General features: G+C 65.6%; 25 protein-coding genes and 2 tRNA genes. 11 read left to right on the top strand and 16 right to left on the bottom strand.

The features are described 5' to 3' along the window. Positions 1 to 75: 75 nt before the first annotated feature. The 3 genes from D573_RS0109275 to D573_RS0109265 all read left to right on the top strand — a co-directional run bounded on the left by D573_RS0109275 (position 76) and on the right by D573_RS0109265 (position 1,850). Positions 76 to 1,230 (top strand): transposase, encoded by a 1,155-nt coding sequence (locus D573_RS0109275; protein ID WP_018938055.1) that lies wholly within the window; start codon positions 76 to 78, stop codon positions 1,228 to 1,230. A 64-nt stretch (positions 1,231 to 1,294) separates the two neighbouring features. Beyond that, positions 1,295 to 1,573, top strand: a complete 279-nt coding sequence (locus tag D573_RS0109270; protein ID WP_018144151.1) for a BrnT family toxin — start codon at positions 1,295 to 1,297, stop codon at positions 1,571 to 1,573. 13 nt (positions 1,574 to 1,586) lie between these two features. Next, positions 1,587 to 1,850 carry a BrnA antitoxin family protein gene (locus D573_RS0109265; RefSeq protein ID WP_018938056.1) on the top strand — a complete coding sequence of 88 codons (264 nt, stop codon included), beginning with the start codon at positions 1,587 to 1,589 and terminating at the stop codon, positions 1,848 to 1,850. 114 nt (positions 1,851 to 1,964) lie between these two features. On the opposite strand, the gene D573_RS13835 is transcribed toward D573_RS0109265, so the two are convergent. From D573_RS13835 to uvrC, 8 genes are all read right to left on the bottom strand, one after another. After that, positions 1,965 to 2,144, bottom strand: a complete 180-nt coding sequence (locus D573_RS13835; RefSeq protein ID WP_018938057.1) for a nucleotidyltransferase family protein — start codon at positions 2,142 to 2,144, stop codon at positions 1,965 to 1,967. Positions 2,145 to 2,421: 277 nt separating this feature from the next. Next, complete coding sequence (locus tag D573_RS0109255; protein WP_026287931.1) at positions 2,422 to 4,866, bottom strand: EAL domain-containing protein; 2,445 nt, start codon at positions 4,864 to 4,866, stop codon at positions 2,422 to 2,424. 269 nt (positions 4,867 to 5,135) lie between these two features. Continuing rightward, a complete protein-coding gene (locus tag D573_RS0109250; protein ID WP_018938059.1) occupies positions 5,136 to 6,230 on the bottom strand; it encodes a diguanylate cyclase in 1,095 nt (364 codons plus the stop codon). Positions 6,231 to 6,748: 518 nt separating this feature from the next. Beyond that, positions 6,749 to 6,822, bottom strand: a tRNA-Cys gene (locus D573_RS0109245). Positions 6,823 to 6,913: 91 nt separating this feature from the next. Beyond that, a tRNA-Gly gene (locus D573_RS0109240) sits at positions 6,914 to 6,989 on the bottom strand. Positions 6,990 to 7,031: 42 nt separating this feature from the next. Next, on the bottom strand, positions 7,032 to 8,381 hold the full coding sequence (locus D573_RS0109235) for a sensor domain-containing diguanylate cyclase (RefSeq protein ID WP_026287932.1): 1,350 nt from the start codon (positions 8,379 to 8,381) through the stop codon (positions 7,032 to 7,034). Between the two features lie 76 nt (positions 8,382 to 8,457). Beyond that, positions 8,458 to 9,009 carry a CDP-diacylglycerol--glycerol-3-phosphate 3-phosphatidyltransferase gene (gene pgsA, locus D573_RS0109230; RefSeq protein WP_018938061.1) on the bottom strand — a complete coding sequence of 184 codons (552 nt, stop codon included), beginning with the start codon at positions 9,007 to 9,009 and terminating at the stop codon, positions 8,458 to 8,460. A gap of 9 nt (positions 9,010 to 9,018) precedes the next feature. Further along, the gene (gene uvrC / locus D573_RS0109225; protein ID WP_018938062.1) at positions 9,019 to 10,845 is read right to left on the bottom strand and encodes an excinuclease ABC subunit UvrC; all 1,827 of its coding nucleotides are present in this window, start codon (positions 10,843 to 10,845) and stop codon (positions 9,019 to 9,021) included. A gap of 137 nt (positions 10,846 to 10,982) precedes the next feature. On the opposite strand from uvrC, the gene D573_RS0109220 reads away from it, so the two are divergent. Then, on the top strand, positions 10,983 to 11,183 hold the full coding sequence (locus tag D573_RS0109220) for a DUF2281 domain-containing protein (RefSeq protein WP_018144158.1): 201 nt from the start codon (positions 10,983 to 10,985) through the stop codon (positions 11,181 to 11,183). Further along, positions 11,173 to 11,502, top strand: coding sequence for a type II toxin-antitoxin system PemK/MazF family toxin (locus D573_RS0109215; RefSeq protein WP_018938063.1), 330 nt, complete (start codon positions 11,173 to 11,175; stop codon positions 11,500 to 11,502). The genes D573_RS0109220 and D573_RS0109215 overlap by 11 nt, the downstream gene beginning before the upstream one ends. 97 nt (positions 11,503 to 11,599) lie before the next feature. Here the strand turns inward: D573_RS0109215 and D573_RS0109210 are convergent, their stop codons facing one another. From D573_RS0109210 to D573_RS0109185, 6 genes are all read right to left on the bottom strand, one after another. Continuing rightward, a complete protein-coding gene (locus D573_RS0109210; RefSeq protein ID WP_018938064.1) occupies positions 11,600 to 12,235 on the bottom strand; it encodes a uracil-DNA glycosylase in 636 nt (211 codons plus the stop codon). After that, positions 12,225 to 12,701 carry a CYTH domain-containing protein gene (locus D573_RS0109205; RefSeq protein ID WP_018938065.1) on the bottom strand — a complete coding sequence of 159 codons (477 nt, stop codon included), beginning with the start codon at positions 12,699 to 12,701 and terminating at the stop codon, positions 12,225 to 12,227. The genes D573_RS0109210 and D573_RS0109205 overlap by 11 nt, the downstream gene beginning before the upstream one ends. Positions 12,702 to 12,798: 97 nt before the next feature. Next, on the bottom strand, positions 12,799 to 13,761 hold the full coding sequence (locus D573_RS0109200) for a beta-ketoacyl-ACP synthase III (RefSeq protein ID WP_018144161.1): 963 nt from the start codon (positions 13,759 to 13,761) through the stop codon (positions 12,799 to 12,801). Continuing rightward, positions 13,758 to 14,786: a phosphate acyltransferase PlsX gene (plsX, locus tag D573_RS0109195; RefSeq protein ID WP_018144162.1), complete on the bottom strand. Its 1,029-nt coding sequence runs from the start codon at positions 14,784 to 14,786 to the stop codon at positions 13,758 to 13,760. The genes D573_RS0109200 and plsX overlap by 4 nt, the downstream gene beginning before the upstream one ends. A 99-nt stretch (positions 14,787 to 14,885) precedes the next feature. After that, entirely contained in the window at positions 14,886 to 15,083 is a 198-nt protein-coding gene (gene rpmF, locus D573_RS0109190; RefSeq protein WP_018144163.1) for a 50S ribosomal protein L32, read from the bottom strand. A gap of 110 nt (positions 15,084 to 15,193) precedes the next feature. Continuing rightward, a complete protein-coding gene (locus tag D573_RS0109185; protein ID WP_018170039.1) occupies positions 15,194 to 15,715 on the bottom strand; it encodes a DUF177 domain-containing protein in 522 nt (173 codons plus the stop codon). Between the two features lie 130 nt (positions 15,716 to 15,845). On the opposite strand from D573_RS0109185, the gene D573_RS0109180 reads away from it, so the two are divergent. The 3 genes from D573_RS0109180 to D573_RS0109170 are packed head-to-tail and all read left to right on the top strand — an operon-like array spanning position 15,846 to position 19,715. Beyond that, positions 15,846 to 17,264: an acetyl-CoA carboxylase biotin carboxylase subunit gene (locus D573_RS0109180; RefSeq protein ID WP_018938066.1), complete on the top strand. Its 1,419-nt coding sequence runs from the start codon at positions 15,846 to 15,848 to the stop codon at positions 17,262 to 17,264. Positions 17,265 to 17,284: 20 nt separating this feature from the next. Continuing rightward, positions 17,285 to 19,120, top strand: coding sequence for a sodium-extruding oxaloacetate decarboxylase subunit alpha (oadA, locus tag D573_RS0109175; RefSeq protein WP_018938067.1), 1,836 nt, complete (start codon positions 17,285 to 17,287; stop codon positions 19,118 to 19,120). Continuing rightward, positions 19,113 to 19,715, top strand: a complete 603-nt coding sequence (locus tag D573_RS0109170) for a nucleoside triphosphate pyrophosphatase (RefSeq protein ID WP_018649966.1) — start codon at positions 19,113 to 19,115, stop codon at positions 19,713 to 19,715. The genes oadA and D573_RS0109170 overlap by 8 nt, the downstream gene beginning before the upstream one ends. Before the next feature lie 40 nt (positions 19,716 to 19,755). Here the strand turns inward: D573_RS0109170 and D573_RS0109165 are convergent, their stop codons facing one another. Next, the gene (locus D573_RS0109165; protein WP_018175775.1) at positions 19,756 to 20,358 is read right to left on the bottom strand and encodes a cyclopropane-fatty-acyl-phospholipid synthase family protein; all 603 of its coding nucleotides are present in this window, start codon (positions 20,356 to 20,358) and stop codon (positions 19,756 to 19,758) included. Positions 20,359 to 20,510: 152 nt separating this feature from the next. Between D573_RS0109165 and D573_RS0109160 the strand changes: the two genes are divergently transcribed. From D573_RS0109160 to D573_RS0109150, 3 genes are all read left to right on the top strand, one after another. Beyond that, the gene (locus D573_RS0109160) at positions 20,511 to 21,353 is read left to right on the top strand and encodes an ion transporter (RefSeq protein WP_018649964.1); all 843 of its coding nucleotides are present in this window, start codon (positions 20,511 to 20,513) and stop codon (positions 21,351 to 21,353) included. Between the two features lie 90 nt (positions 21,354 to 21,443). After that, a complete protein-coding gene (locus D573_RS0109155; RefSeq protein WP_018938068.1) occupies positions 21,444 to 21,671 on the top strand; it encodes a type II toxin-antitoxin system Phd/YefM family antitoxin in 228 nt (75 codons plus the stop codon). After that, positions 21,655 to 22,098, top strand: coding sequence for a type II toxin-antitoxin system VapC family toxin (locus tag D573_RS0109150; RefSeq protein WP_018938069.1), 444 nt, complete (start codon positions 21,655 to 21,657; stop codon positions 22,096 to 22,098). Before D573_RS0109155 ends, D573_RS0109150 begins: the two co-directional genes overlap by 17 nt. A 151-nt stretch (positions 22,099 to 22,249) precedes the next feature. Here the strand turns inward: D573_RS0109150 and D573_RS0109145 are convergent, their stop codons facing one another. Continuing rightward, positions 22,250 to 23,935: a 2-isopropylmalate synthase gene (locus tag D573_RS0109145; RefSeq protein ID WP_018938070.1), complete on the bottom strand. Its 1,686-nt coding sequence runs from the start codon at positions 23,933 to 23,935 to the stop codon at positions 22,250 to 22,252. Positions 23,936 to 23,958 lie beyond the last annotated feature (23 nt).

Below are 23,958 nucleotides of genomic sequence, written 5' to 3'. Positions count from 1 at the left end.
GCATTCACTATCCTAACGACAGGAACGTAACGAATCTGCGTTGCTGCAAGACCTACTCCACGGAAGGAGTTCATCATGACCCAGCCCCGCTCGACCCTCGTCTCTCTGGACGACACGCCCTGGTACCACGTCGTTTCCCGCTGCGTCCGCCGCGCGTTTCTCTGCGGGCACGATACCCACTCCGGACGATCCTTTGAGCATCGCCGCGGCTGGATCGCCGATCGTCTGAAACAGCTTGCGTCGGTGTTCGCCGTCGATATCGCGGCCTATGCGGTCATGAGCAACCACTTCCATATCGTTGTGCGGGTGGACGAGGCGCGCGTCGAGCCCCTGGAGCGCGCCGAGATCTTGCGTCGCTGGACGCAGCTCTTCTCGGGGCCGGTTATGGTGCAGCGGTATCTGGCCGATCCACAGGGGCTCGGTGCGGCCGAGATGAAGGTCGTGGATGCCTGGGTGGAGACGTACCGCTCCCGACTCGCTGACCTGTCGTGGTTCATGCGCGTGCTGAACGAGTCGATCGCCCGTCAGGCGAACGCCGAGGACGGCGTGACGGGACGGTTCTGGGAGGGACGCTTCAAGAGCCAGGCCCTGCTCGACGAGCAAGCGGTTCTGACGGCCATGGCGTACGTGGACCTGAACCCGATCCGGGCCGGGATGGCCCCCACGCCGGAGGCCTCCGAGTACACCTCGGTCGCGGAACGGCTTGCCGTGCTGCGCGCGACGTCCGGGGATGGAACAACGGTAGCCGAACGCGCCGCCGCCGATCCCGCGGTTCCAGGCGACAGCACGGCGCCGGGACACACCAACGCTACGAGATCCGACACACGAGGGAACCGGTCACGATCCGTTCCGCACCAAACAGAATCCTTGCAGCCGGAGACGGTCCTGGACCAACTGGTCCGCGCCCCGCTACTTCCATTCGACGCCACTGGCCGCGCGGAGTGCGCCGTGCCCTTCGGCTTCGAGGACTATCTGGAGCTCGTGGAGGCAACGGGGCGCGTCATCCGCGAGGACAAGCGCGGCTTCATCCACGATGGCACCCCGCCCCTGCTGGCGCGTCTGGGCATTGATCCCGATCAGTTCATCCGTGCGGCTATCCGCATGTTGCAGCAATTCGGCAGCGCCATCGGAACACCGACCCATCTCACGGCCCGGTGCGATGCCCGCCAAACGCGCTATCTGCGAGGCATGGCGGCCGCCCGGCAGCTCTTCCCTCGGTCGGCAGCCTGATGCCGACCCCCGGAACCAAGACCAGCCATTGGCCCAGCAATGATTTTGTACATACAATAATCAAATGGAGATTGAGTTCGACGCGGACAAGGATGCCGCGAATCAGGCCAAGCACGGGGTCTCACTCGCGCTGGCCGTGAGCCTGGAGTGGGAGACCCTTCTGGCCATGGAGGATCGTCGAAAGGACTACGGCGAATGTCGCATGCTGGGATACGCCCTGATGGGTGATCGCTTGTACTGCGTCATCTTCACGGACCGAGAGAATGTGCGAAGAATCATCAGCCTGCGCAAGGCGAATAACCGGGAGATCAGTCGTTATGTCCAGATCGTTGACGCTACGTAATGGCCGTCGGGTCTTGCTGAACAACCCGGAAGAGGAAACGGCGATTGAGGCCGGCATCGAAGCGGACCCGGAGACACACGCGCCTGACGAGGACGAAGCGCGGGCACTGCGGCGCCCCGGCCGCCCCCCAATGGTGGTCACCAAGGAACGGATCACGATTCGCCTATCGCCAGAGGTTGTGGAGGCCTTCCGCGCGACCGGAAAGGGCTGGCAAACCCGCATGGATGGTGCCCTGAAAGAATGGCTCCGGGAGCATCATCCAACGACGAAGTCCTAAATTGCCGACGCATCGCAGGACGCCAGGTGTTGGACTCTTGATCACTCCCCTCGGATTCGCCCCCTGCACAGCCTTCAAGCCCGACGCGCTATCGAGTGAAACCGACCCGCGAAGTCACACCCGCACCCCGTACTGTTCGATCTCCGAGCGCAGCGTCTCGCTTGCCTCGCTGATATCCACCAGGTCAAAGCTGTACAGCGTCGGAAGCTCCTCGGTGCGCTCACGAAGCCGGCCCCAATACCGGCTTGTTGCCTTCCCCGAAGGGATCACAGCCAGGTCGATATCGGAATGCAACCGGGCGGTTCCCTTGGCCCATGACCCGAACCAAAACACTTCAGAAGCCCCCAAGCTCTTCCCTCACGATTCCGCCGCATTGGTGCCCAGCCCGTGACGCGGTTCAGGGGCAAATTCGCATCCTGATCACGGGCTTCCGGCACACGAAAAATCCGCCACCCAGCACTCTCTGAGCCCGGTACAAATATCGCTCCGTCCGGGCTCTGCTCTCCGCCTGCGCCAGGCGCGCACCACTAGTAAGGCCAGCTCGACACTTCGGAACTCCATCACCACACGATTAGCGGAACAGGTCAGCGGCCGGTGCCGGGCGGTGGAGCAGGAAGCCCTGGCCGATGGCGCAGCCTTCCTGCAGCAGGAAGGCGCGCTGGGGTTCTTCTTCGACACCCTCGGCGATGAGGTCCAGTTCCAGGGCGGCGGCCAGCGCGATGATCGCGCGGATGATGGATTCGTTGTGGCGGGAATGGCCGATGTCGCGCACCAGCGACTGGTCGACCTTGAGGCGGTGCAGCGGCAGGCGACGCAGGTGCGCGAGGTTGGAGTAGCCGGAGCCGAAGTCGTCCATGGCCAGACGCACGCCGAGGCTGTCCAGCCGGCGCAGGACCGCCAGGGCGCGCTCGGGGTACTCCATGATCATGGTTTCGGTCAGCTCGACCTCCAGGCGTTCGGGCGCGATGGCGAAGCGCCCCAGGGTCTCGCGTACGGTGGTGACGAGTTGCTCGTCGTGCAGCTCGCGCGCCGACAAGTTTACGGCGATCATCGGGATGTTCCGGCCCGCCTCGTCCCAGGCTGCGAGCTGGCGGCAGGCCGCCTCCAGCACCCAGCGGTCGATCGCCTGGATCAGGCCGGTCTCCTCGGCCAGCGGGATGAACTCCGCGGGGGATACCATGCCCCGGTGCGGATGGTTCCAGCGCACCAGGCTCTCGACCCCCACGCACTCGCCACTGGCCAGGTTGAATTGTTGCTGGAAGTGGAGCACGAACTCGTGGTTGACGATGGCCTGCCGCAAGTCGTTTTCCAGGAACAGCCGATGCTCGGTCAGGGTGCCCATCTCGGCGTCGTAGGCGCACCAGCTGTCCCCTCCCCGGCGCCGCGCATCCTGCATCGCCAGCTCGGCGGCGGTCAGGAGCTCTTCGCGCGTCTGGCCGTCGCCAGGGAAACGCGCCACACCGACACTCGCCGTGAGCACCAGCGCGCGCCCCGCGATCTCGAAGGGTGCCCGCAGGGTATCGATCAGTGACTGCACGAAGCTGCCGAGGGCTTCCACGGGCGGGCTCTCGATGATCAGGCAGAACTCGTCGGCACCGATACGGGCTACCGTGTCCTCGGGCGACAGGGCCTGGCTCAGGCGCTGTGCAATGCCCTGCAACACGATATCCCCCGCCGCGGTCCCCAGAGTCTCGTTCACGTTGCGGAAGCGGTCCAGGTCCATCAGCACAACCCAGCGCGCCTCGCCGTCCGCCATGGCGCGTTCCACCGTGTGGCCCAGACGGTCCTGCAACAGGGCGCGATTGGGCAAGCCGGTACGCGCATCGTAGTGCGTCATCTGCCGCAGCTGTTCCTTCTGCTCCATGCTGGCGGTCAGGTCGGTCCAGCTGCCGACGATTTCCTGCCCGCCGCGCACGTTATCGCTCGCCACCACGCGTATCTCGTCACGTACGTGGCGCAGCTTGCCCCAGCCATCGAACAGGCGAAACTCGCGCACGATCTCACCATCCTCAAGGAGGCGTTGATTCTCGCGCAGCGCATTCGCTCGGTCCTCGGGGTGCAACTGGTGTTCCCACCAACCAGGACGCATCGCGCTCGCAGGTTCAATCCCGAACAGGCGCTGCAGATTGGGGCTAACCCACAAGGGCTCGAAGGTACGGGCATCGAGCTGGTAGGTCACCGCAGGTCCGCTGTCCAGCACGTGCTCGAGACGCTGGTTGACCGCCCTTAGCTCACTGGTACGCAGACGCACCTGCCAGCGCAGGAACACGCCCATCACCGCCAACAGCAATACCAGAGCCAGCGCTGCGAGCAGAGCCCACATCACCCAGCCCGGAAGGCCCGGCTCGTCCTGCGCGAGCAGCGTGGCCTCAAGGGCCTCCTGGTAGGGCGAGCCCGCCAGGGGCTTCCAGCGCTCCAGATAGGCGTCGATCAGTGCCAGACGCTCCGCCTGTGCGCCCGGCGCGGCCGCATAGTGCAGACCTACCTGGCCGAAGGTGATCGGCGTCTCCACCAGCCCGTAGGCGCGGGCGTGTTGGCGTCCGTAGAAGTTATTGCTGACGGCGGCATCGGCTTGGCCGGCCGGCACCGAGGCCAGCACCGCTGGGAGATCGCTATAGGGAACCAGTTGGTACTCGAGACCCGGGTCGCCGATTTGTTGCCGGCGCAGGTGGCTTTCCTGCACCGAACCCTCCAGCACGGCAATGCGCCGCGGACCCAAGGACTCCAGACTGCTGAACCCCGACTGCGGGAACGCGTATACCTGGCTCCAGCCCTGGACGACCGGAATCTGGTGAAACCCGAAGAACGCCTCGCGCGTGTCGGTCCGGGCCACATCGGGCATCAGATCGAGCCGGCCTTCGCGCAGATCGGCAAGGCATTGCGACCATTGGCATGGGACGTATTCGATCTGCCAGTGCTCCCGACGGGCGATCGAGTCCAACAGGCGGACGAACAGGCCGTCGGCCTCCCCGTGCTCGTCCACGCTGACCTTGGGCGCGTTGTCGTACACGCCCACGCGCAAATCCGGCGCGGAGGCCGCGGAGGACGGCGCCCAGGAGGCAACCAGCAGGCCCACAAACGAGAGGCTGAGGAATACGCGCAGGTCCCTCGATCGCCTCCGGAGGGGCCGCCGCTTTCGAGGCGATTGGGAGCAATCCGTTGCGCGCACGACACTCTCTTGGAAAGACCGACATCCGCATAGTGCCATGCTCGGCCCATTGATGCGCGTCGGATACCACGCCTTCCTGGCTCCGCACCCCAATAGCTGGATCCAGGCGCGCGGCGTCATCCAAGAAGGACCCGATTGCGCCCCTCCTCCTTGGCGCGGTACATCATCTTGTCGGCACGTTTCAGGACCGCATCCAGACTGTCCTGAGGGCCGAAGCTGGTTACACCGAACGAGGCCGTGACGCGAACCCCGGCGATCGGTTCGCGGGCAATCGCCTCCCGACAGCGCTCGGCAAGTTGCAGGGCGCCCTCGCGGCCGATCTCCGGCGCCACGATGAGGAACTCCTCCCCTCCCCAGCGAGCGACGGAATCCGGCTCGCGCACCGAAGATCGCAGGATTCGTGCAATGCCGGCGATCACGGCATCGCCGATCGCATGACCATGGGTATCGTTTACCGCCTTGAAGTGATCGATATCCATTCCGATCACAGCGACCGGCACGCCGTAGCGCCGGACCGAGGCGGCATGCCGCTGCAGCACGGACTCGGCCGCCCGCCGGTTGGCCAGACCGGTCAGGGGATCGGTCTGCGCCGCCTGTTCCAGCGCCTCGCTGCGCACCAGAGCCTCTTTGACGGTATCGCGCATGGAGGTCGCGACACTGGCCAGGGCCAACAAGACAGCCAGAAACAGATGCACCCGCACCAGGTAGACGCCCGCATCGCGCGAAAGCTCGCCACGCAGCCACTCCCCTGCGGCACCGGAGGCGGCGATCAGGGTGGCAACCACGAGGATGGCCACTCCGGCCCGAAACCCGCGGCGATGCTCAAGCATCACGAACGCGGCCAGGATCACGACTCCAACCGCCCAGTAATGCCCGCCGGCCAGCACCAGAAGGTGCTCGTCCAGGGGGCCGCCCGCGTGGAAATGCCACGCGAGACGACTGAGAATCATCATAGCCACCATCGCCAGCATCCAGGCTTCCAGCCGCGGCAAGGCCTGTGGTGCCCGCCACACCGCTACGAACAGCGCGGCCAGGACGAACGCAAACAACGGATAGAGATACGCGAGGAAGACATCCCCCGGTGCGCGAACGGCCCAACTGAGCAGGAAGATCGCGATACCGGCGGGCAATACGACGAGATATACCCCCCGCTTGCGGGCCTCCACCCGTTCCGCCTCCGCTCGTGCGCTGCCGATCGCTTCGTCCTGCATTCCAGCTTTCCTCATTCAGGCGTCACGAAGATACCCATGATGGGCCCCAGCCTGGCATCCACGCGCCGCCCCGAGGACAACGCTCCCAAAACGCGACCTGATTAGCAACGATCGTCAGCCAGTGGCGGGGCCCATTTGGGGACGTGCATGGCCCGCCCCGTGCCACTTTGATCCAGGCCTCCCCGGGAACATCACCCTCCCGAGCTCCGTTACCCCTGCCCTGTCATCCCGGTCGGAGCGCACCCCGATTGTGATCCCGGCAGTAGCGCCCCCTCCCCGTCATCCCGGCCGTAGCGCAGCGGAGAGCCGGGATCTCCACACGCCGTTCGAGCCCCAACGTACGAGTCACTCATACCGTGGAGATCCCGGATAACCGCTGCACGGTTTCCGGGATGACGATGTAGGAGACGCCTGGAGACCCGGGCCCGCACGGGCCTTGAGCCCGGCTGACGCTCGTTGCTGATCAGGAAACGCGAAAGGCCGCCTCGAGGGGCGGCCTTTCGCGGGTGCTGCGGTGATGGAGGCTGGGGTCGGAATCGAACCGGCGTACACGGATTTGCAATCCGCTGCATAACCACTCTGCCACCCAGCCTGTATCGGGTGGGTTTCGGCCCCACAGATGCTGGCGCATCTCCAGAGGCCGAAACAGAAAACCCCGGCGAACCGGGGTTTCAAAAATCTGTTGGAGCGGGAAACGAGATTCGAACTCGCGACCCCAACCTTGGCAAGGTTGTGCTCTACCAGCTGAGCTATTCCCGCTCTTCGTTATCGGCGCGTATTCTACCGCAGATTGCCCGCAGGTCAATACCCACGGTAGCCAATTGCCTCGGCGCCGTGCACCGCCCGGTCGAATACGACCACCTGGTTGCGCCCGGCGTTCTTGGCCACGTACATCGCCGCATCCGCCGCGCGCGACAAGGCGGGCCCGTCCGTCGCGTCCAGCGGAAACAAGGCGACCCCGATACTGCAGGAGATGTGCACCTCGGACCCGTCGCAGTTGAACGGGTCCGCCAGCAGGGCTCGGATCTTCTCGCCGATCGCCGCGGCATGCACCCGGCTCTCCTCCACCGACTGGAAGCGAGGCAGCATCACCACGAACTCGTCGCCCGCAATGCGCGCGGCCACATCACTGTCGCGCAAGGCACCCGACAGGCGCTGCGCCACCAGGCGGAGCAGCATGTCGCCCACCGCATGCCCGTGCTGGTCGTTGACCGGCTTGAATTCGTCCAGGTCCACGAACATCAGCGCAACCTGCTGACCCATTCGGCGAGCCCCCGTGAGCTCGTGATCGAGGATCTGAAAGAACAGGGTCCGATTGGGCAGGTCGGTCAACGGATCGTAATGCGCCAGGCGCTGCATATGCGCCTCGGTCTCCTTGCGCTCGGTAATGTCCCGAGCGATGCCGAGGAACGCCGTCACCCGGCCCGCATCGTCCAGCACCGGCGAGACATTGCTGGTGTGCCAGCGGTAATGCCCGTCCTGGTGGCGGATGCGGTACTCGATACCGCTTTCCTTCTTCCCGCTGTCCGCAATCCGTTGCAGGAACGCGTAACACGCGGGCAGATCCTCCGGGGCCACGTATTCATCGATCGAGTGATCGATCGCCGCGCTGACCGGATGGCCGAGGTTCTCCGTCCAGTTGGGCGAGACGTAGGTGAGCACGCCGTCCGGGCGCAGCGAATAGATCACGTCGCTGGCAGTCTCGACGAAGGCACGGAACTGCGCCTCGCTCTGGCGCAGTTCCGCCTCGAGCTCCTTGCGCGTGGTGATATCGGTGGCGAAGCCGGTCCAGATGATCGTGCCATCCGCCAGCCGACGCGCGGTGTCATAGGCGGACAGCCAGATCACTGTGCCGTCGCGGCACTGCATGCGGAACTCCTGAAGCCAGGGCTCCGAATGCTCGGCCGATTCCATTGAGCTGCGCATCACCGCTTCGCGATCCTCGGGATGGATACAGTCCAGCAACGGCGCGGCATCCTTCTTGAGGGCCGCACGATCCACACCGAACCAGCCCTCCACCACTTCACCCACATAGGGAAAGTCGAAGTGCCCATCGGGCGTCCTGCGCAATTGATAGACAAAACCCGGCAGCAGCCCCTGAAGGGCCTCCAGGGTCTGCATGTTGTCAAGATCAAGATCAGAAACGGGCATGGGCAGTCCACGCGCAGCACCGGGCAGGTGTCCGCAGTGTAGCCCCAAAGCCCCGGCCGACAAACACGCCGCCCCCTTACTGCGAGCGTGCGGCCGCCAGCATGTACTGGATCATGGAGACCAGAGTCAGGGCGGCGGCCAGGTACAGCAGCCACTCGCCGATCAGGAAGGTGGGCAAGCCAACCATGGGCTCGGCCCACAGCAGCAGGAAGATCGCCACCATCTGCGCGGTGGTCTTCACCTTGCCGACCCAGGACACCGCCACCTTGGCGCTGCCACCGACCTCGGCCATCCACTCGCGCAGCGCGGAGATCGCGATCTCGCGCCCGATGATGACGATCGCGGCCAGCGCAATGCCGAGTTCCGGGTTGTGGTCCACCACCAGCACCAGGGCCGCGGCGACAATCAGCTTGTCCGCCACTGGATCGAGGAATGCACCGAACCGACTGGTCACCTCCCAGCGCCGGGCCAGATAGCCGTCCAGCCAGTCGGTCACGCCCGCCAGGGCGAAGATGATGGCCGCCACGATTCCGCCCTGCGGCATGGACAGTCCGTAGAACGCGAGCACCAGTAACGGGATCATCACGATCCGCGACCAGGTCAGCCAGGTGGGCAATTGGGGAAACATGGCAGTGGCTCAACTCTCGTGAAACTGGTCGTAAATCGCCTGCGCGAGCCGGCGGTGAATCCCCGGCACCTTGGTCAGCTCCTCGACCCCGGCCCGGCTGACCCCGCGCAGGCCGCCAAAGTGCTTCAGCAGTGCGCTGCGACGCTTCGGCCCCAGCCCCGGGATCGCCTCCAGGGTGGACTCCTTGCGCGCCTTGGCACGGCGGGCGCGGTGCCCGGTGATCGCAAAGCGGTGGGCCTCGTCGCGGATCTGCTGGATCCAATGCAGCGCACCCGAATGCGCGGGGAGTATAGAGGGCGCCTCTACCCCGCTCAATATCAGGGTTTCCATGCCCGCCTTGCGATCCTCGCCCTTGGCCACGCCCACGACCTTGATGTGGTCCAGCCCGAGGTCGGCCAGCACGTTCAGCGCCTGGGTCACCTGGCCCTTGCCGCCATCGATGAACAGGATATCCGGTTCCTGCCCCTCGCCCTTCTTCAGCCGTGCAAAGCGCCGGCTGAGCGCCTGATGCATGGCCGCGTAGTCATCGCCCGGTTCGATCCCCTCGATGTTGAAGCGCCGATAATCCGACTTGATCGGCCCTTCCGGCCCGAACACGACGCAGGAGGCCACCGTGCCCTCACCGCCGGTGTGCGAGATGTCGAAGCACTCCATGCGCTTGGGCGTCTCCTCCAGGCCCAACTCGCTGGTCAGCGCATCGAGGCGCGCCGTCTGTCCCGCCTGGCTGGCAATCCGGGTCTTCAGGGCCAGTTCGGCATTGCGCCGCGCCATGTCCAGCCAGCGTGCGCGGTCACCGCGCAGCGACCAGGCCAGGGCAACCTTGCCGCCCCGCCGCTCGGCCAGGTAAGCCTCCAGGGTCTCGGCGCCCTGCGGCTCGTGCGACAGCAGGATGCGCGCCGGCGGCTCGCGTTCCGCGTAGTACTGGGCCAGCACCGCGGCCATGATCTCGTCAGTCTCGGTCGCCTCCGGCACGTTCGGGAACAGCTCGCTGTTGCCCAGGTTCTGGCCGTTGCGCACGAAGAAGATCTCCACCGCGCAGGTCCCCGCCTCCTGCGCCAGGGCAAACACGTCGGCATCCCCCTCGCCGCCGGAGACGAACTGCTGTTCGGAGATCTGGCGCAGCCGTGCGATCTGGTCGCGCAGGCGCGCGGCATGCTCGAAGTCCAGGCGCATCGAGGCCGCCTCCATGCGCTCCATCAGCTCCTCGATCACCGCCTCGCTCTTGCCTTCGAGGAACTTGACCGATGCCTCGACGTCGCGCGCGTAGTCCTCCGGCGAGATGTAGCCGACACAGGGCGCGGTGCAACGCCCGATCTGGTACTGCAGGCAGGGGCGCGAACGGTGCGCGAACACGCTGTCCTCGCACTGGCGCACCTGGAAGAGCTTCTGCAGCAGCGCCAGGCTTTCGCGCACCGCGCCGGCCGAGGGGTACGGCCCGAAGTAGCGCATGCCCTTCTTGCGCGCGCCGCGATGAAACCCCAGGCGCGGGTATTCCTGGTTCGAGACGTAGATGTAGGGGTAGCTCTTGTCGTCACGCAGCAGCACGTTGTAGCGCGGCCGGTGACGCTTGATCAGGTTGGCCTCCAGCAGCAACGCCTCGGCCTCGGTATGCGTCACCGCGACACGGATATCCGCGATCTGCCGCACCATCGAGCGGATGCGCGGGCCGCGGTCGTCGCTCCCACGGAAATAGCTGGGCACCCGGCTCTTCAGGTTGCGCGCCTTGCCGACGTACAGCACGTTCCCGGCCGCATCCAGCATCTGGTAGACGCCGGGCGACTGCGTCAGCGTCTGCACAAAGCGCTTGTGATCGAATCCGGTTTCGGAGGTACTCATGATCGTTTCAGGATACCCGAACTCCCCCGCCGCCCGGCATAGCCCGCGTGCGAGCCCGGCGATGTTCGGGCTATCCTGATACTCAGTTTGTCTCTTGCCTCCCGCCCCGGAGGCCAACGTCTCGAGAGGGTCGAACCATGGACATCGCCGAACAGATCTATCAGGAGGCCAAGCGCCTGCCGGAGCCCCTCTCGCGCGAGGTGCTCGATTTCATTGGTTATCTGGAGGCCAAGCACGGTTTGAGTGACACCCCGATCGAAGACCTCAAGAAGGCGCAGGAGACGACACTGGGACCGATTTGGGACACCCCCGAGGACGAGGTCTGGGATGACCGCTGAGCCGGGGGCCATCGTTGCAATCCCATTCCCCTTTTCGGACCTGACGACCCGCAAACGCCGCCCCGTTTTGGTCCTTTCCGAGGTCGATCGCTTCGGAGATTTTGCTGCTCTCGCGGTCACGTCGGCACCGACCCGCACTCATGCGGTCGAAATCACCTCCGAGGTGCTGACAGAGGGTTCTCTTCCCAAAACGAGTTGGGTCCGCTACGACAAGATCTTCACCCTCAGTAGCCGACTGATCACCCATCAGTACGCAAAACTGGGAGAACCAACCTTTGCAGATATCCGCGCCCACTTTTGCCGCCACTTCGGGTGCTGATCGCATAAGTAGTTGACCGCCTCGCCGGCCCCGTCGATTGCCACGGCGCCTTAAGCGCCTCGCAATGACTGGAAGATTTGACCTCCGACGCGAATATCTACGCGAGGTAGGTGCGAATGCGGGCGAAGAGTTCGGCGAACATGGCGGGAGTCAGGCGGCGGGTTTGGGTGTTGTAGCGCGAGCAGTGGTAGGAGTCGATCAGACGGGTGTGCGCATCCAGCTCGTGTTCGGCGCCGTGGCCAAAGCGCAGACTGGACAGCGGCAGGCCCTTCGCGCGCAGGATGGCGTCGTGGGCGATCTTGCCCAACGCCAGAATTACCCGCGGCTGCATCGCCGCCATCTCGGCGGCGAGGAACCCGTTGCAGGTGCGGATCTCTTCGGTCGTCGGCTTGTTCTGCGGCGGGAGGCATTTGACCGCGTTGGTGATGCGGCAGTCGATTAGCTCCAGATCGTCGTCCGCGCGCACGCTCTCCGGTGCACTGGCGAAGCCGTGTTCGTGCAGGGTCTGATACAGGAGCACACCGGCATAGTCGCCGGTGAACGGGCGCCCGGTGGCGTTGGCCCCGTGCATACCGGGTGCCAGGCCAACGATCAGCAGCCGCGCATCCAGCGGGCCGAAGGACGGCACGGGCGCGGCGTGATATTCGGGGTGCTTCGCCCGCACATCCTCCAGAAAGCCCGCCAGGCGCGGGCAGGCGCGGCAATCCGCGGCGAAGATCTCGCTAGGAGGCATCCGGCCACTCGCGATAGGGATTCCGGGCGAGTTCGGTGTTGTAGTAGCGCGGGTCGTGCGACACCTCCTCGCCCAGCCAGTCCGGACGCGGGAATTCGGCGTCGCTGCTCGGCAACTCCAGCTCGGCGACGATCAGGCCTGCATTGGCGCCCTCGAACACGTCGACCTCGTATTCCCAGCCCTCGACGTCCACCCAGTGGCGGGTCTTTTCGACCTGCGGGCCGGCCAGCGTGTCCAGCAGGCGGTGGGCCTCGTCCACGGGGATGTCGTACTGGTATTCGTCGCGTTCCACGCCGAGGGTCGCGCTCTTGATATTGAGGTTGGCGCCCGCCTCGTCCACCCGCACGCGGATGGACGCACGGTCGTTGCCGCACAGGTAGCCCTGCCGCATGCGCTGCGCACGCACGACACGGTCACGCCAGGCATCACTGGCCAGCAGGAATTTGCGTTCGATCTCGCGGCCCATGCCAAATGCTCCTTGTGTTTCCCCAGGACGCCGAGGACCCTCCCGGTCGATCGCCACGGCGCTGCGCGCCTCGCGATGACGCGTCCGCGGACCCCGGTTACATCCGGATGAGCGCGGAGCCCCAGGTGAATCCGCCGCCAAAGGCCTCGGTCAGGATCAGGTCACCCTTCTTGATGCGACCATCGCGCACGGCGGTATCCAGCGCCAGCGGGATGGACGCGGCCGAGGTGTTGCCGTGGCGATCCACCGTGACCACGACGTTGTCCATGGACATGTTCAGCTTCTTCGCGGTCGCCTGGATGATGCGGATGTTCGCCTGGTGCGGCACCAGCCAGTCCAGCTCGGATTTGTCGATCCCGTTGTACTCGAGGGTCTCGTCGACGATCTGGTCCAGGGTATTCACTGCCACGCGGAAGACGGCTCGGCCTTCCATGCGAATGAAGTCGAGATCCGGGTTGCTATCCGGCTGCGACACGCCACCCGGCACCTCCAGAAGGCTCTTGTGGTGGCCGTCGGCATGCAGGTGCGTGGAGATGATGCCCGGGTCCGGCGATCGCGACAGGATCACGGCACCCGCACCGTCGCCCCACAGGATGCAGTTTCCGCGGTCGGTGTAGTCGGTAATGCGCGAGAGCGTCTCCGCCCCCACGACCAGCACATGCCGGATCTCGTCGCTCTGCATGAAGCGGTCGGCAGTGGCCAGGGCATACACGAACCCACTGCACACCGCCTGGATATCGAAGGCCGGACAGCCCCCCACACCCAGCTTAGCCTGCAGGATGCACGCGGTGCTGGGGAAGATCTGATCGGGGGTGGTGGTTGCGACCAGGATCAGGTCGAGGTCGGCGGCACGGATGCCGGCAGCGTCCATTGCACGCTCGGCGGCCTTCAGCGCGAGATCCGAGGTCACCTCATTCTCGGCGACGATATGCCGCTCGCGGATTCCGGTGCGGTCGCGGATCCAGGCATCCGAGGTATCGACCATCGCCTCCAGCTCGGCGTTGGTCAGGATGCGCTCGGGCAGGTAGCTCCCGGTCCCGCTGATGCGTGCATGCTTCACTCGCTTGTCTCCTGGCCCAGGAGCTGGCCAAGCTGCTTGTCGATCCGACTCGAGATGTTCGCCTCGGCCTCGATGCGGGCAATGCGGATCGCGTGCTCGAAGGCCAGCTCGTCGGCACTGCCGTGGCTCTTGATCACCACACCCTGCAGGCCCAGCAGCGAAGCGCCGTTGTAGCGGCGGTGATCGAACCGATGACGGATCCGGCGCAGTACCGGCAGTGCGAACAGGCCGGACAATCGAGAAAACACCGATGCATCGAACTCCGCCTTCATTTTGGAGGAGATCATCTTGGCCACGCCTTCGCTGATCTTCAGCGCGACGTTGCCGACAAAGCCGTCACAAACCACCACGTCCACGTCGCCACAGTAGACATCGTTCCCCTCGACGAAGCCGATGTAATTGAGGCTGGATTCTTCCAGCATGCGGCCGGCCTCGCGCACGCGGTCATTGCCCTTGATCGCCTCGGAGCCGATGTTCAGCAGGCCGACCCGCGGGGCCTCCAGGCCGTCCACCGCATTCGCCAGCACCGATCCCATCACCGCGAACTGATACAGATGCGCGGCCTCGACATCCACATTGGCGCCCAGGTCGAGCATGTGGGTATGCCCGTTCATCGACGGCAGGGCCGTGGCGATGGCCGGACGATCAATGCCGGGGAGGGTCTTCAGGACGTACCGCGCAGTGGCCATCAGACCACCCGTATTGCCGGCGGAAACGCAGGCCTGGGCCGCCCCGTTCTTCACCTGGTCAATGGCGACCCGCATCGAGGAGTCGCGCTTGGTGCGCAGGGCCACGGCCGGCAGCTCGTCCATGCCGACCACCTGGCTGGCATGCACCATCTCGACCCGCTCGCGTTCGCTCGCGGACCAGCCGGATATCCCGGACTCGATGGTCTCCTGGTCACCGACCAGCAGCAGGCGGAAATCGTCTGCGACCTTCAGTGAACGGCGCGCAGCCGGAAGGATGACGGACGCACCGTGGTCGCCGCCCATCACGTCCAGTGCGATGGTAAAACTGGCAGTCATGCTCGGGCCCGACGGACGACCGCACAGCGGCCGTATTCAAACGCGGAAAGGCCACGGCGCAAACGCAGCCGTGGCCCCGGGACGGTCATTCCCTGGACCTTAATCTTCGTCTTCGTCGACTTCGACGGCCTGCTGGATCACCTGACGACCGCGGTAGAAGCCATCCGGAGTCATGTGGTGACGACGATGGATCTCGCCGGTGGTCGGGTCGGTCGACAGAGTAGCGCCCGTCAGACTGTCGTGGGAGCGGCGCATATCGCGCTTGGAACGAGTCTTGCGGCGTTGCTGAACAGCCATGATGCATCTCCAGATTGATCAAAATCCCGTGGCGACGGGAGTGAGCCCGGTATCAAATCGGGCGCAAGTATAACGGTTCGGCCCGGACAATGCCCCGGCCGGCGCTCACGTCATGAGCCGCCCCGGTCCGGGCCGCCCTTCTTGAGTTGTTCGAGCACCGCGAACGGATTTTCGGCGCCCTCGCCTTCCTCGAATTCGGCCCCGGCGGCGGGTTCGCAGTCCGCATGGCGCGGCACCAGTGGCCACGCCAGCAGGATCTCTTCCTCGACCCATGCCGCGGGGCGCAACAGGCCATCCGCCTCGAGAGCGACAAAGTCATCGCCCTCGCTCATGCCCGCCGGAGTGCCTTCCGGTGGCAGCAGCACGGCATCCGGTTCAAGGCGGAATTCCCATGCCATCGGCTGCAGGCAGCGCTGGCAGGTCTGCCACAGCTCGCCGGTAATCATCCCGCTCAGCCGTATCTCGTCCAGCGCCCCGCGTTCCAGCTGGAATTGCGCGTGCACCCGCAACGGGTGTCCCGGCAGGGCATCGGCACGCAACCGCGGCAGCTCTTCCGCACGCAGGTCACCCTCGAATTCCAGGTGCCGCGCACGCGGTTGCCACGGGTCAAGAGAAACGGGGATGCGACTCATAAACGGCTCGGTTGCAAGGGCGCGGAATATACGCGCGCGAGGGCGATCTGTCAAAGCGAAACAGAAACTTGCAGCCGCCCCGAACGACGTCGATACTCGGGTTGTCATCGACCTGCCCGGGGCCTTCCGTTTGATTCGCAAGCTGCTCATTGCCAACCGGGGCGAAATCGCCGTGCGCCTGATCCGGGCATGCAGCGAACTGGGGATCATCTCGGTCGCGGTCTATACCGATGCCGACCGCCACGCCCTGCACGTGAAGAAGGCCGACGAGGCCTACGCCATCGGCCCGGACTCCATGGGCGGCTACCTCAGCATCCATCGCCTGATCAGCGTCGCGCGCGCCGCCGGCTGTGACGCGGTGCACCCGGGCTACGGCTTCCTCTCCGAAAACCCCGACTTTGCCGCGGCCTGCGCCGCCCGCAACCTGATCTGGGTCGGCCCGGATACGTCGGTGATCCGCCGCATGGGCGACAAGGTGGCCGCGCGCCGGGCGATGATCGAGGCCGGCGTACCGGTCACACCCGGCTCGGAGGGGAACCTGGAGGGCGTCACCGCGGCGCTGGAGGTGGCCGAGCGCATCGGCTATCCGGTGATGCTCAAGGCCACCAATGGCGGCGGCGGACGCGGCATTCGCCTGTGCGAGGATGCCGCCGCTCTGGAGCACAACTTCGAGCGCGTGCGCTCCGAGGCCACCCGTGCCTTCGGCAGCACCGAGATCTTCCTCGAGAAGGCCGTGGTCAATCCGCGACACATCGAGGTGCAGATCCTCGGCGATGCCCACGGCCATGCGATCCACCTGTTCGAACGCGACTGCTCGGTGCAGCGCCGCCACCAGAAGCTGGTGGAGATCGCCCCTTCGCCACAACTGGACGAGGCGCAGCGCCAGTATCTGGGCGAGTTGGCGGTGCGCGCCGCGCTCGCCGTCGGCTACCAAAACGCCGGCACCGTCGAGTTCCTGATGGATGCGGATGATTCGTTCTATTTCATGGAAATGAACACACGACTTCAGGTAGAACATCCAGTTACCGAGATGATCACCGGGGTCGACATCGTGCAGGAACAGCTGCGCATCGCCGCCGGCGAGCCGCTGCGCTACGAACAATCGCAGATCACCCGCCGCGGCTATGCGATGGAGTTCCGCATCAACGCGGAAGACCCGAAGAACGACTTCCTGCCGAGCTTCGGCCGCATCACCCGCTACTTCGCCCCGGGCGGCCCGGGCGTTCGCACCGACGGGGCCATCTACACCGGCTACACCATCCCGCCGCATTACGACTCGATGTGCGCCAAGCTGATCTGCTGGGCCCTGGAGTGGGACGACCTGCTGGCCCGCGCCAATCGTGCCCTGCGGGACATGGGCGTGTTCGGGGTCAAGACCACCATCCCGTTCCACCTGGCCATCGTTGACCACCCGACCTTCCGCAGCGGGCACTTCGATACCGGGTTCGTCGCGGCCCACCCGGAGCTGACGCACTTCCCCGGCAAGCGCTCGGACCGCCAACTGGCGGTGGCCGTTGCCTCAGCCCTCGCCGCCCACCACGGGTTATAACCCCGGCCACCGGACTGACCATGGATCGAGTTCACATCACCGATGTCACCCTGCGCGACGGCCACCAGAGCCTGATCGCCACGCGCATGCGCACCGAGGACATGCTGCCAATCTGCGAGCAGATGGACGCCATCGGCTTTCACTCGCTGGAGGCCTGGGGCGGTGCCACCTTCGATGCCTGCGTGCGGTTTCTCAAGGAGGACCCCTGGGAGCGGCTGCACCGGCTGAAGGCCGCGCTGCCGAACACCCCGCTGCAGATGCTGCTGCGCGGGCAGAACCTGCTCGGCTATCGCCACTACGCCGACGACGTGGTGCGCGCCTTTGTCGAACGCTCGATCGCCGGTGGCATCGACATCATCCGCATCTTCGACGCGATGAACGACGCGCGAAACCTGCGCACCGCGATCGAGGCCACCCGCGAGGCCGACGCCCATGCCCAGGGCACGCTCTGCTACACCACCGGACCGGTGCATTCGGCCGCCGAATTCGTCGCCCTGGGACGCGAGCTGGTCGCGATGGGCGCGCAGAGCATCGCGATCAAGGACATGGCCGGGCTGCTCACCCCCAGCGCCACCCGCGAGCTGGTCACCGAGCTGGTGGATGCCCTGGACGTGCCGATCCACCTGCACGCCCACGCCACATCGGGGCTGTCCGAGCTGTGCCACTGGCAGGCCATCGAGGCCGGCTGCCGGCATATCGAGACCGCGATCTCGGCATTCGCCGGGGGCACCAGCCACCCGCCAACGGAGAGCCTGGTCGCCGCCCTCGCCGGCACCGAGCACGACACGGGCCTGGATCTGGTCGCGCTGCAGAAGATCGGGCTGTACTTCCACGAGGTGCGCAAGAAGTACCAGCGCTTCGAGAGTGAGTACACCGGCGTCGACACCCGCGTGCAGATCAACCAGGTGCCCGGCGGCATGATCTCCAACCTGGCGAACCAGCTGCGTGACCAGAACGCGCTGGATCACTTTGATGCGGTGCTGGAAGAGATCCCCCGGGTACGCGAGGATCTCGGCTACCCGCCGCTGGTCACCCCCACCTCGCAGATCGTCGGCACCCAGGCGGTGATGAACGTCCTCGCCGGGGAGCGCTACAAGACCATCACCAACGAGGTGAAGCAATACCTGACCGGGCACTACGGCCGGGCGCCCGGCCCGATCAACAGCGTCGTGCGGCAACAGGCCATCGGCAATGCCGATGTCATCGATTGCCGCCCGGCCGACCTGCTGAAACCGGAGATGGCCACCCTGACTGACGAGATCGGAGACCTCGCCCTGGGCCCGGAGGATGTCCTGACCTTCGCCCTGTTCCCCGAGGTGGGTCGGCAATTCCTGGAGCAGCGCCGCGACGGCACGCTCAGCCCGGAACCGCTCAACCTGCCAGAGAACACCCAGGCCGGCTGCCCGGCCCCGGTGGAGTTCAACGTCACCTTCCACGGCGAGACCTATCACATCCAGGTCAACGGCTCCGGCCATCACCGGGAGGACACCCGCCCGATGTACGTGACGGTCGACGGGATGCCGGAAGAGGTCCAGATCGAGACCCTGGACAGCATCGAGACCGCCGGCAACGGCGGCGCCGAACGCACCCGCGGGGCCAGCGGAGGCAAGAAGTCGCGCCGTGCGACCCGGCCGGGCGACGTCACTACCTCCATGCCCGGCACCATCATCGACGTGCTGGTGGCCGAGGGTGACAAGGTCGAAGCCGGGCAGCCAGTGCTGGTGCTGGAGGCGATGAAGATGGAATCGGAAATCGCCGCACCCGTATCCGGCACGGTCACCGCAGTGAACATCACCAAGGGGGCCGCCGCCAATCCGGACGACGCCCTGATCGAGATCGACGGCGACGATGGCTGATACCGCACGAAGACTGGTCCTCGCCTCCACCTCGCGCTATCGCGCCGAACTGCTGGAGCGGCTGCATCTGCCATTCGAGACCGCGCGCCCGGCGGTGGACGAGACCCCTCTGGCGCATGAATTGCCCGAGGCGATGGTGGCACGCCTGGCCGAGGCCAAGGCCCGGGCGGTCGCCGATGTCTATCCCGACCATCTGGTCATCGGCTCCGACCAGAACGCCAGCCACGCCGGGCAGGTCCTCGGCAAGCCCGGCGACAGCGTCCACGCCGAGGCGCAACTCGCGGCGCTGTCCGGGGAAACGGTTACGTTCCACACCGGCCTGTGCCTGCTGGACACGGCCACCGGGAAGGTGCGGACAGGCCAGGTCCCGTTCACCGTGACCTTCCGCGAGCTGAGCGCCGAGGAGATCCGGCGCTACGTTGCACTGGACCAGCCGCTGGACTGTGCCGGCAGCTTCAAGTCCGAGGGGCTGGGCATCAGCCTGTTCGCGCGCATGAGCGGCGACGACCCGACCGCGCTGGTGGGGCTACCGCTGATCACCCTGGGAAACTGGTTGCGCGAAGCGGGTGTGGCCGTCCCGCCCGCAGCGGCCTGAACACCGGCCCGGCAACCTCCAAGAACGGGCGCGCCCGCGTCTAGCCCCAGTCGTTCCGCGGCTTGTGCGCCAGGACCTGCACCACCGCGCCGCGCCCGGTGTGGAAACGCCCCTCGATCACGTCGCGTTCGCGTTCCACGGCCTCTTCGAACTCCAGCCCGTCCAGCTCCTCGGTCAGCGCCTCCCGCGTCATCATCAACTCCGCAGTGGGCGGACCTCCCGTGCCCCATTCGAGTTGCGCCGGCGTATAGGCCTCGAGGATGAACACCCCGCCCGGGCGCAGGCCCGCGACCACCTCGGCGTGCAGGCGACGCCGAACGTCCGGCGGCAAATGGCAAAAGATCGATACGATCAGATCCCAGGAGTCCGGGTCGATCGCGTAGTCGGCGAGATCCGCCACCAGGGTCTCGATCTGTACCCCCCGGTCCTCGGCCAGACGCTGGGCCTTCTGCAGGCCGACCGCGGAGCTGTCCACCGCCAGCACGTCGAACCCCTGCTGCGCCAGGAACACCGCGTTGCGGCCCTCCCCCTCGGCCAGGCACAGGGCCCGCCCGCGCGGCACGTTGGCCACTGCCGCGCGCAGAAAATCATTCGGTTCAGTGCCGTAGACGTAGTCGTCCTCGGCGTAACGTTCATCCCACATCCCTGCTCTCCTTCCGTTCCCGGGAATCTGTCCATTCGTGCCGTCTTCCAGGCACTCCTGACGTGGCGCGTGCTTGCGCTCGCGCGATTGCCGGAACCCCGGCTTTACCCTACTCTTGCGCGTCCCCAAGGACTCCAACGATCTTCGACACCATGAGCGAAACCCCCACGCTGCGCGCACGCCTGGAACACTTTATCGAGGCCCGGCTGACCCAGCGCTTCATCATTGGCCTGATCCTGCTGAACGCCCTGACCCTGGGACTCGAGACCTCGGACACCGTAATGGGCTGGATGGGCCCGGTGATCCTGAGTGCGGACGCCATCATCCTGTCGATCTTCACCGCCGAGGTGCTGGCCAAGCTGTTCGTCTACCGCCTGCGGTTCTGGCGCAACCCGTGGAACGTGTTCGATTTCTTCGTGGTGGGGATCGCACTGATCCCGGCCTCGGGGCCATTCTCCGTGCTGCGCGTGCTGCGTCTGTTGCGCCTGGTCTCCATGGTGCCGAAGCTGCGCTTCATCGTGGAGGCGCTGCTGCGGGCGATCCCCGGCATCATCTCCATCATGGGATTGCTGGTGCTGATCTTCTACGTGTTCGCGATCATCGCTACCGGCCTGTTTGGTGAATCCTTCCCGCAGAAGTTCGGCACGCTCGGCGCCACCATGTACAGCCTGTTCCAGGTGATGACGCTGGAGGGCTGGTCCGAGGACATCGCCCGCCCGGTGATGGAAATCTACCCCTGGGCCTGGGCGTTCTTCGTGCCCTTCATCCTGATCGCCACCTTCACCGTGCTGAACCTGTTCATCGCCATCATCGTGGACGCCATGCAGCGCATGCACGACCGCTCGATGGAGATCGAGCAGCAGATGATCCACGACAGCGTGCACGAAGAGAACCAGGCCCTGCACGCGGAGATCCACGAGATACAGCAGGAAACCCTCAAGCTCCAGGAACGCCTGACCCGCATGCAAACCATGCTGGAGAAACGCGTACGTTAACCCCCTTTACTACTCACTCGGCCCCGTCATTGCCGAACACACGGCGGTGTGCTTCAATATCGAAAAATGAAGCACACTTAGGGAGGCGCCATGAAAGAGCTCAACGTCCGCGAAATGCGAGCCTCCATTGGGCATCTGGACGAAATCGTCCAGGCGTCCGGGGAAATCACCATCACCCGTCACGGAAAGCCCATTGCACGGGTCCTGCCCGTTCGTCGCGGGCGCCAGCGCCCCGACCACCACGAACTTCGCCAGCGCACCGGACCACTGGTTCCCTCGGAAACCCTCCTGAGGGAAGAACGTGACGAGCGCGGATGAACGGAGCTACCTCGACACCAGTGCCCTGGCCAAGTGGTATTTGAACGAACCGGGATCCGAGGCCTTCGTCGACTATCTGCAGCGCGTCGACGTCGCGATCATCAGCCGCCTGGTAGCGACCGAACTGCGGTCCCTGCTCGCACGACGCCGACGCATAGGGGAGCTGCCGCAGGAACTGGAAACGATCATCTTCGCCACCTTCCAGGACGACATCTCCAGCGCCTCGTTACAACTCTATCCCTTCGACGACTCACTGTTCGACGAAGCGACCAACCTGATCACCCGCTATCCCGAACATCCATTGCGGACGCTGGACGCGCTGCACATCGCAACCGCGCGCCACCATGAGATTCCGGTGATCGCCACCGCAGACAACGTCCTCGCGGATGCGGCTTCATCGATGGGGCTGACCGTTCGTCGATTCTGACGCCTCGGGCATCCAACCTATCCGTAGGTAGGATGCCGATGAGCGCAGCGAATCGCATCGCGACCCAAACGCCTGGGTGACGGTGCGTTTCGCTTTGCTCTACGCACCCTACGGTAGACCGCAGACTGGCAGGGGCGGGGCCCCGCCGGAATCAGGCGTTAACGGCGGCCGGCTCGGCAGCGCGTTCACCCAGACGGCGGCCGGTAGCGTTCAGGACGGCCTGCAGCGTGGCGGCAGTGGTGTCCTCGCCCAGAGCGACGCCCACAGAGCGTTCGCCGTCGACGGTGAGATCCACGGCGGCCATGGCGCGGGCCTCGGTGCCGGACTCCATCGCGTGCTCGTCGAAGTGGGTGACCTTCACCTGCACGCCACGCTCGGCCTCCATGGCAGAGGTCAGCGCCGCAACCGCGCCGTGGCCCTCGCCCCGCAGGCGGGATTCACGCCCGGGCGGGCCCATGGTCGCATCCAGCCGCACCACGGGACCGTCCTTCTCGATCTCGTAACGCACCAGATCCCAGCCGGTAACCGGCGTCAGGTAATGCTTTTCGAACAGCTCGTGGATGCGCTTCGAGGAGACCTCGATCTGCGAGGTCTCGGCATCCTTCTGCACGATGCGGGCGAACTCGATCGCCAGCCAGCGCGGCAATTCGATGCCGTAGTCGCGCTCCAGCACATGCGTGACCCCACCCTTGCCGGACTGGCTGTTGATGCGCACGACTTCCTCGTAACGCCGGCCCAGATCGCTCGGGTCGATCGGCAGGTAGGGCACGTTCCAGTGGCCGCCCTTCTCCTTGTAATGCGCCAGGCCCTTGCGGATCGCGTCCTGGTGGCTGCCGGAGAAGGCGGTGTAGACCAGCTCGCCCGCCCACGGGTGGCGCGGGTTGATGGGCATGTCGGTGCACTCCTTGTACACGTCCATCAGCCGCTCCATGTCGGACAGGTCAATGGTCGGGTCAATGCCCTGCGAGTACAGGTTCATGCCGACGGTGACCAGATCCATGTTGCCGGTGCGCTCGCCATTGCCGAACAGCGTGCCTTCCAGGCGGTCGGCCCCGGCCAGCAGCCCCAGCTCGGCCGCGGCCACGCCGGTGCCCCGGTCGTTGTGCGTATGCAGCGACACGCAGAAATGCTCGCGGTACTGCACGTGGTCGCAGAACCACTCGACCTGGTCGGCAAAGACGTTCGGCGTGGCGGACTCGACCGTGGCCGGCAGGTTGATCACGACCTTCTGGCCCTGGTCCGGGCGCCAGATCGCATTCACCGCATCGACCACCTCGACCGCGAAGTCCAGTTCGGTGGTGGAGAAGCTCTCCGGCGAGTACTGGAAGATCCAGTCGGTCTGCGGGTACTTCGCCGCATGGTCACGCACCCAGCGCGCACCGTTTTCGGCAATGCCGCGCACGCCGTCGCGATCCATGCGGAAGACCTGCTCGCGCTGCGCCGGGTTGGTGGAGTTGTACACGTGCACCACCGCGCGCGGGGCGCCCTCCAGCGCCGCGAAGGTCTTCTGGATCAGGTCCTCGCGCGCCTGGGTCAGCACCTGGATGTACACGCCCTCGGGGATCCGGTCTTCATCGATCAGGCGGCGGGTAAAGTCGTAGTCGATCTGCGAGGCGGACGGGAAGCCGATCTCGATCTCGGTCAGACCGATTTCCACCAGCACCTCGAAGAAGCGCATCTTCTGCTCCACGCTCATCGGGTGCACCAGCGCCTGGTTGCCGTCGCGCAGGTCCACCGCGCAGAAACGAGGGGCGGCCGTGGTGCGCTGCGCCGGCCAGCGCCGATCGGACTTGTCGATCGGCGGGAACGGGGCGTACTTGGTGTGATCGAAGGCCATCGTGTTCATCTCCTGTAAGGGGC

The organism is Thioalkalivibrio sp. AKL9 (genome assembly GCF_000377825.1).
Taxonomy (GTDB): domain Bacteria; phylum Pseudomonadota; class Gammaproteobacteria; order Ectothiorhodospirales; family Ectothiorhodospiraceae; genus Thioalkalivibrio; species Thioalkalivibrio versutus.
Note: the sequence above shows the minus strand (reverse complement) of the source record. Positions and strands in the feature narration are given on the sequence as shown.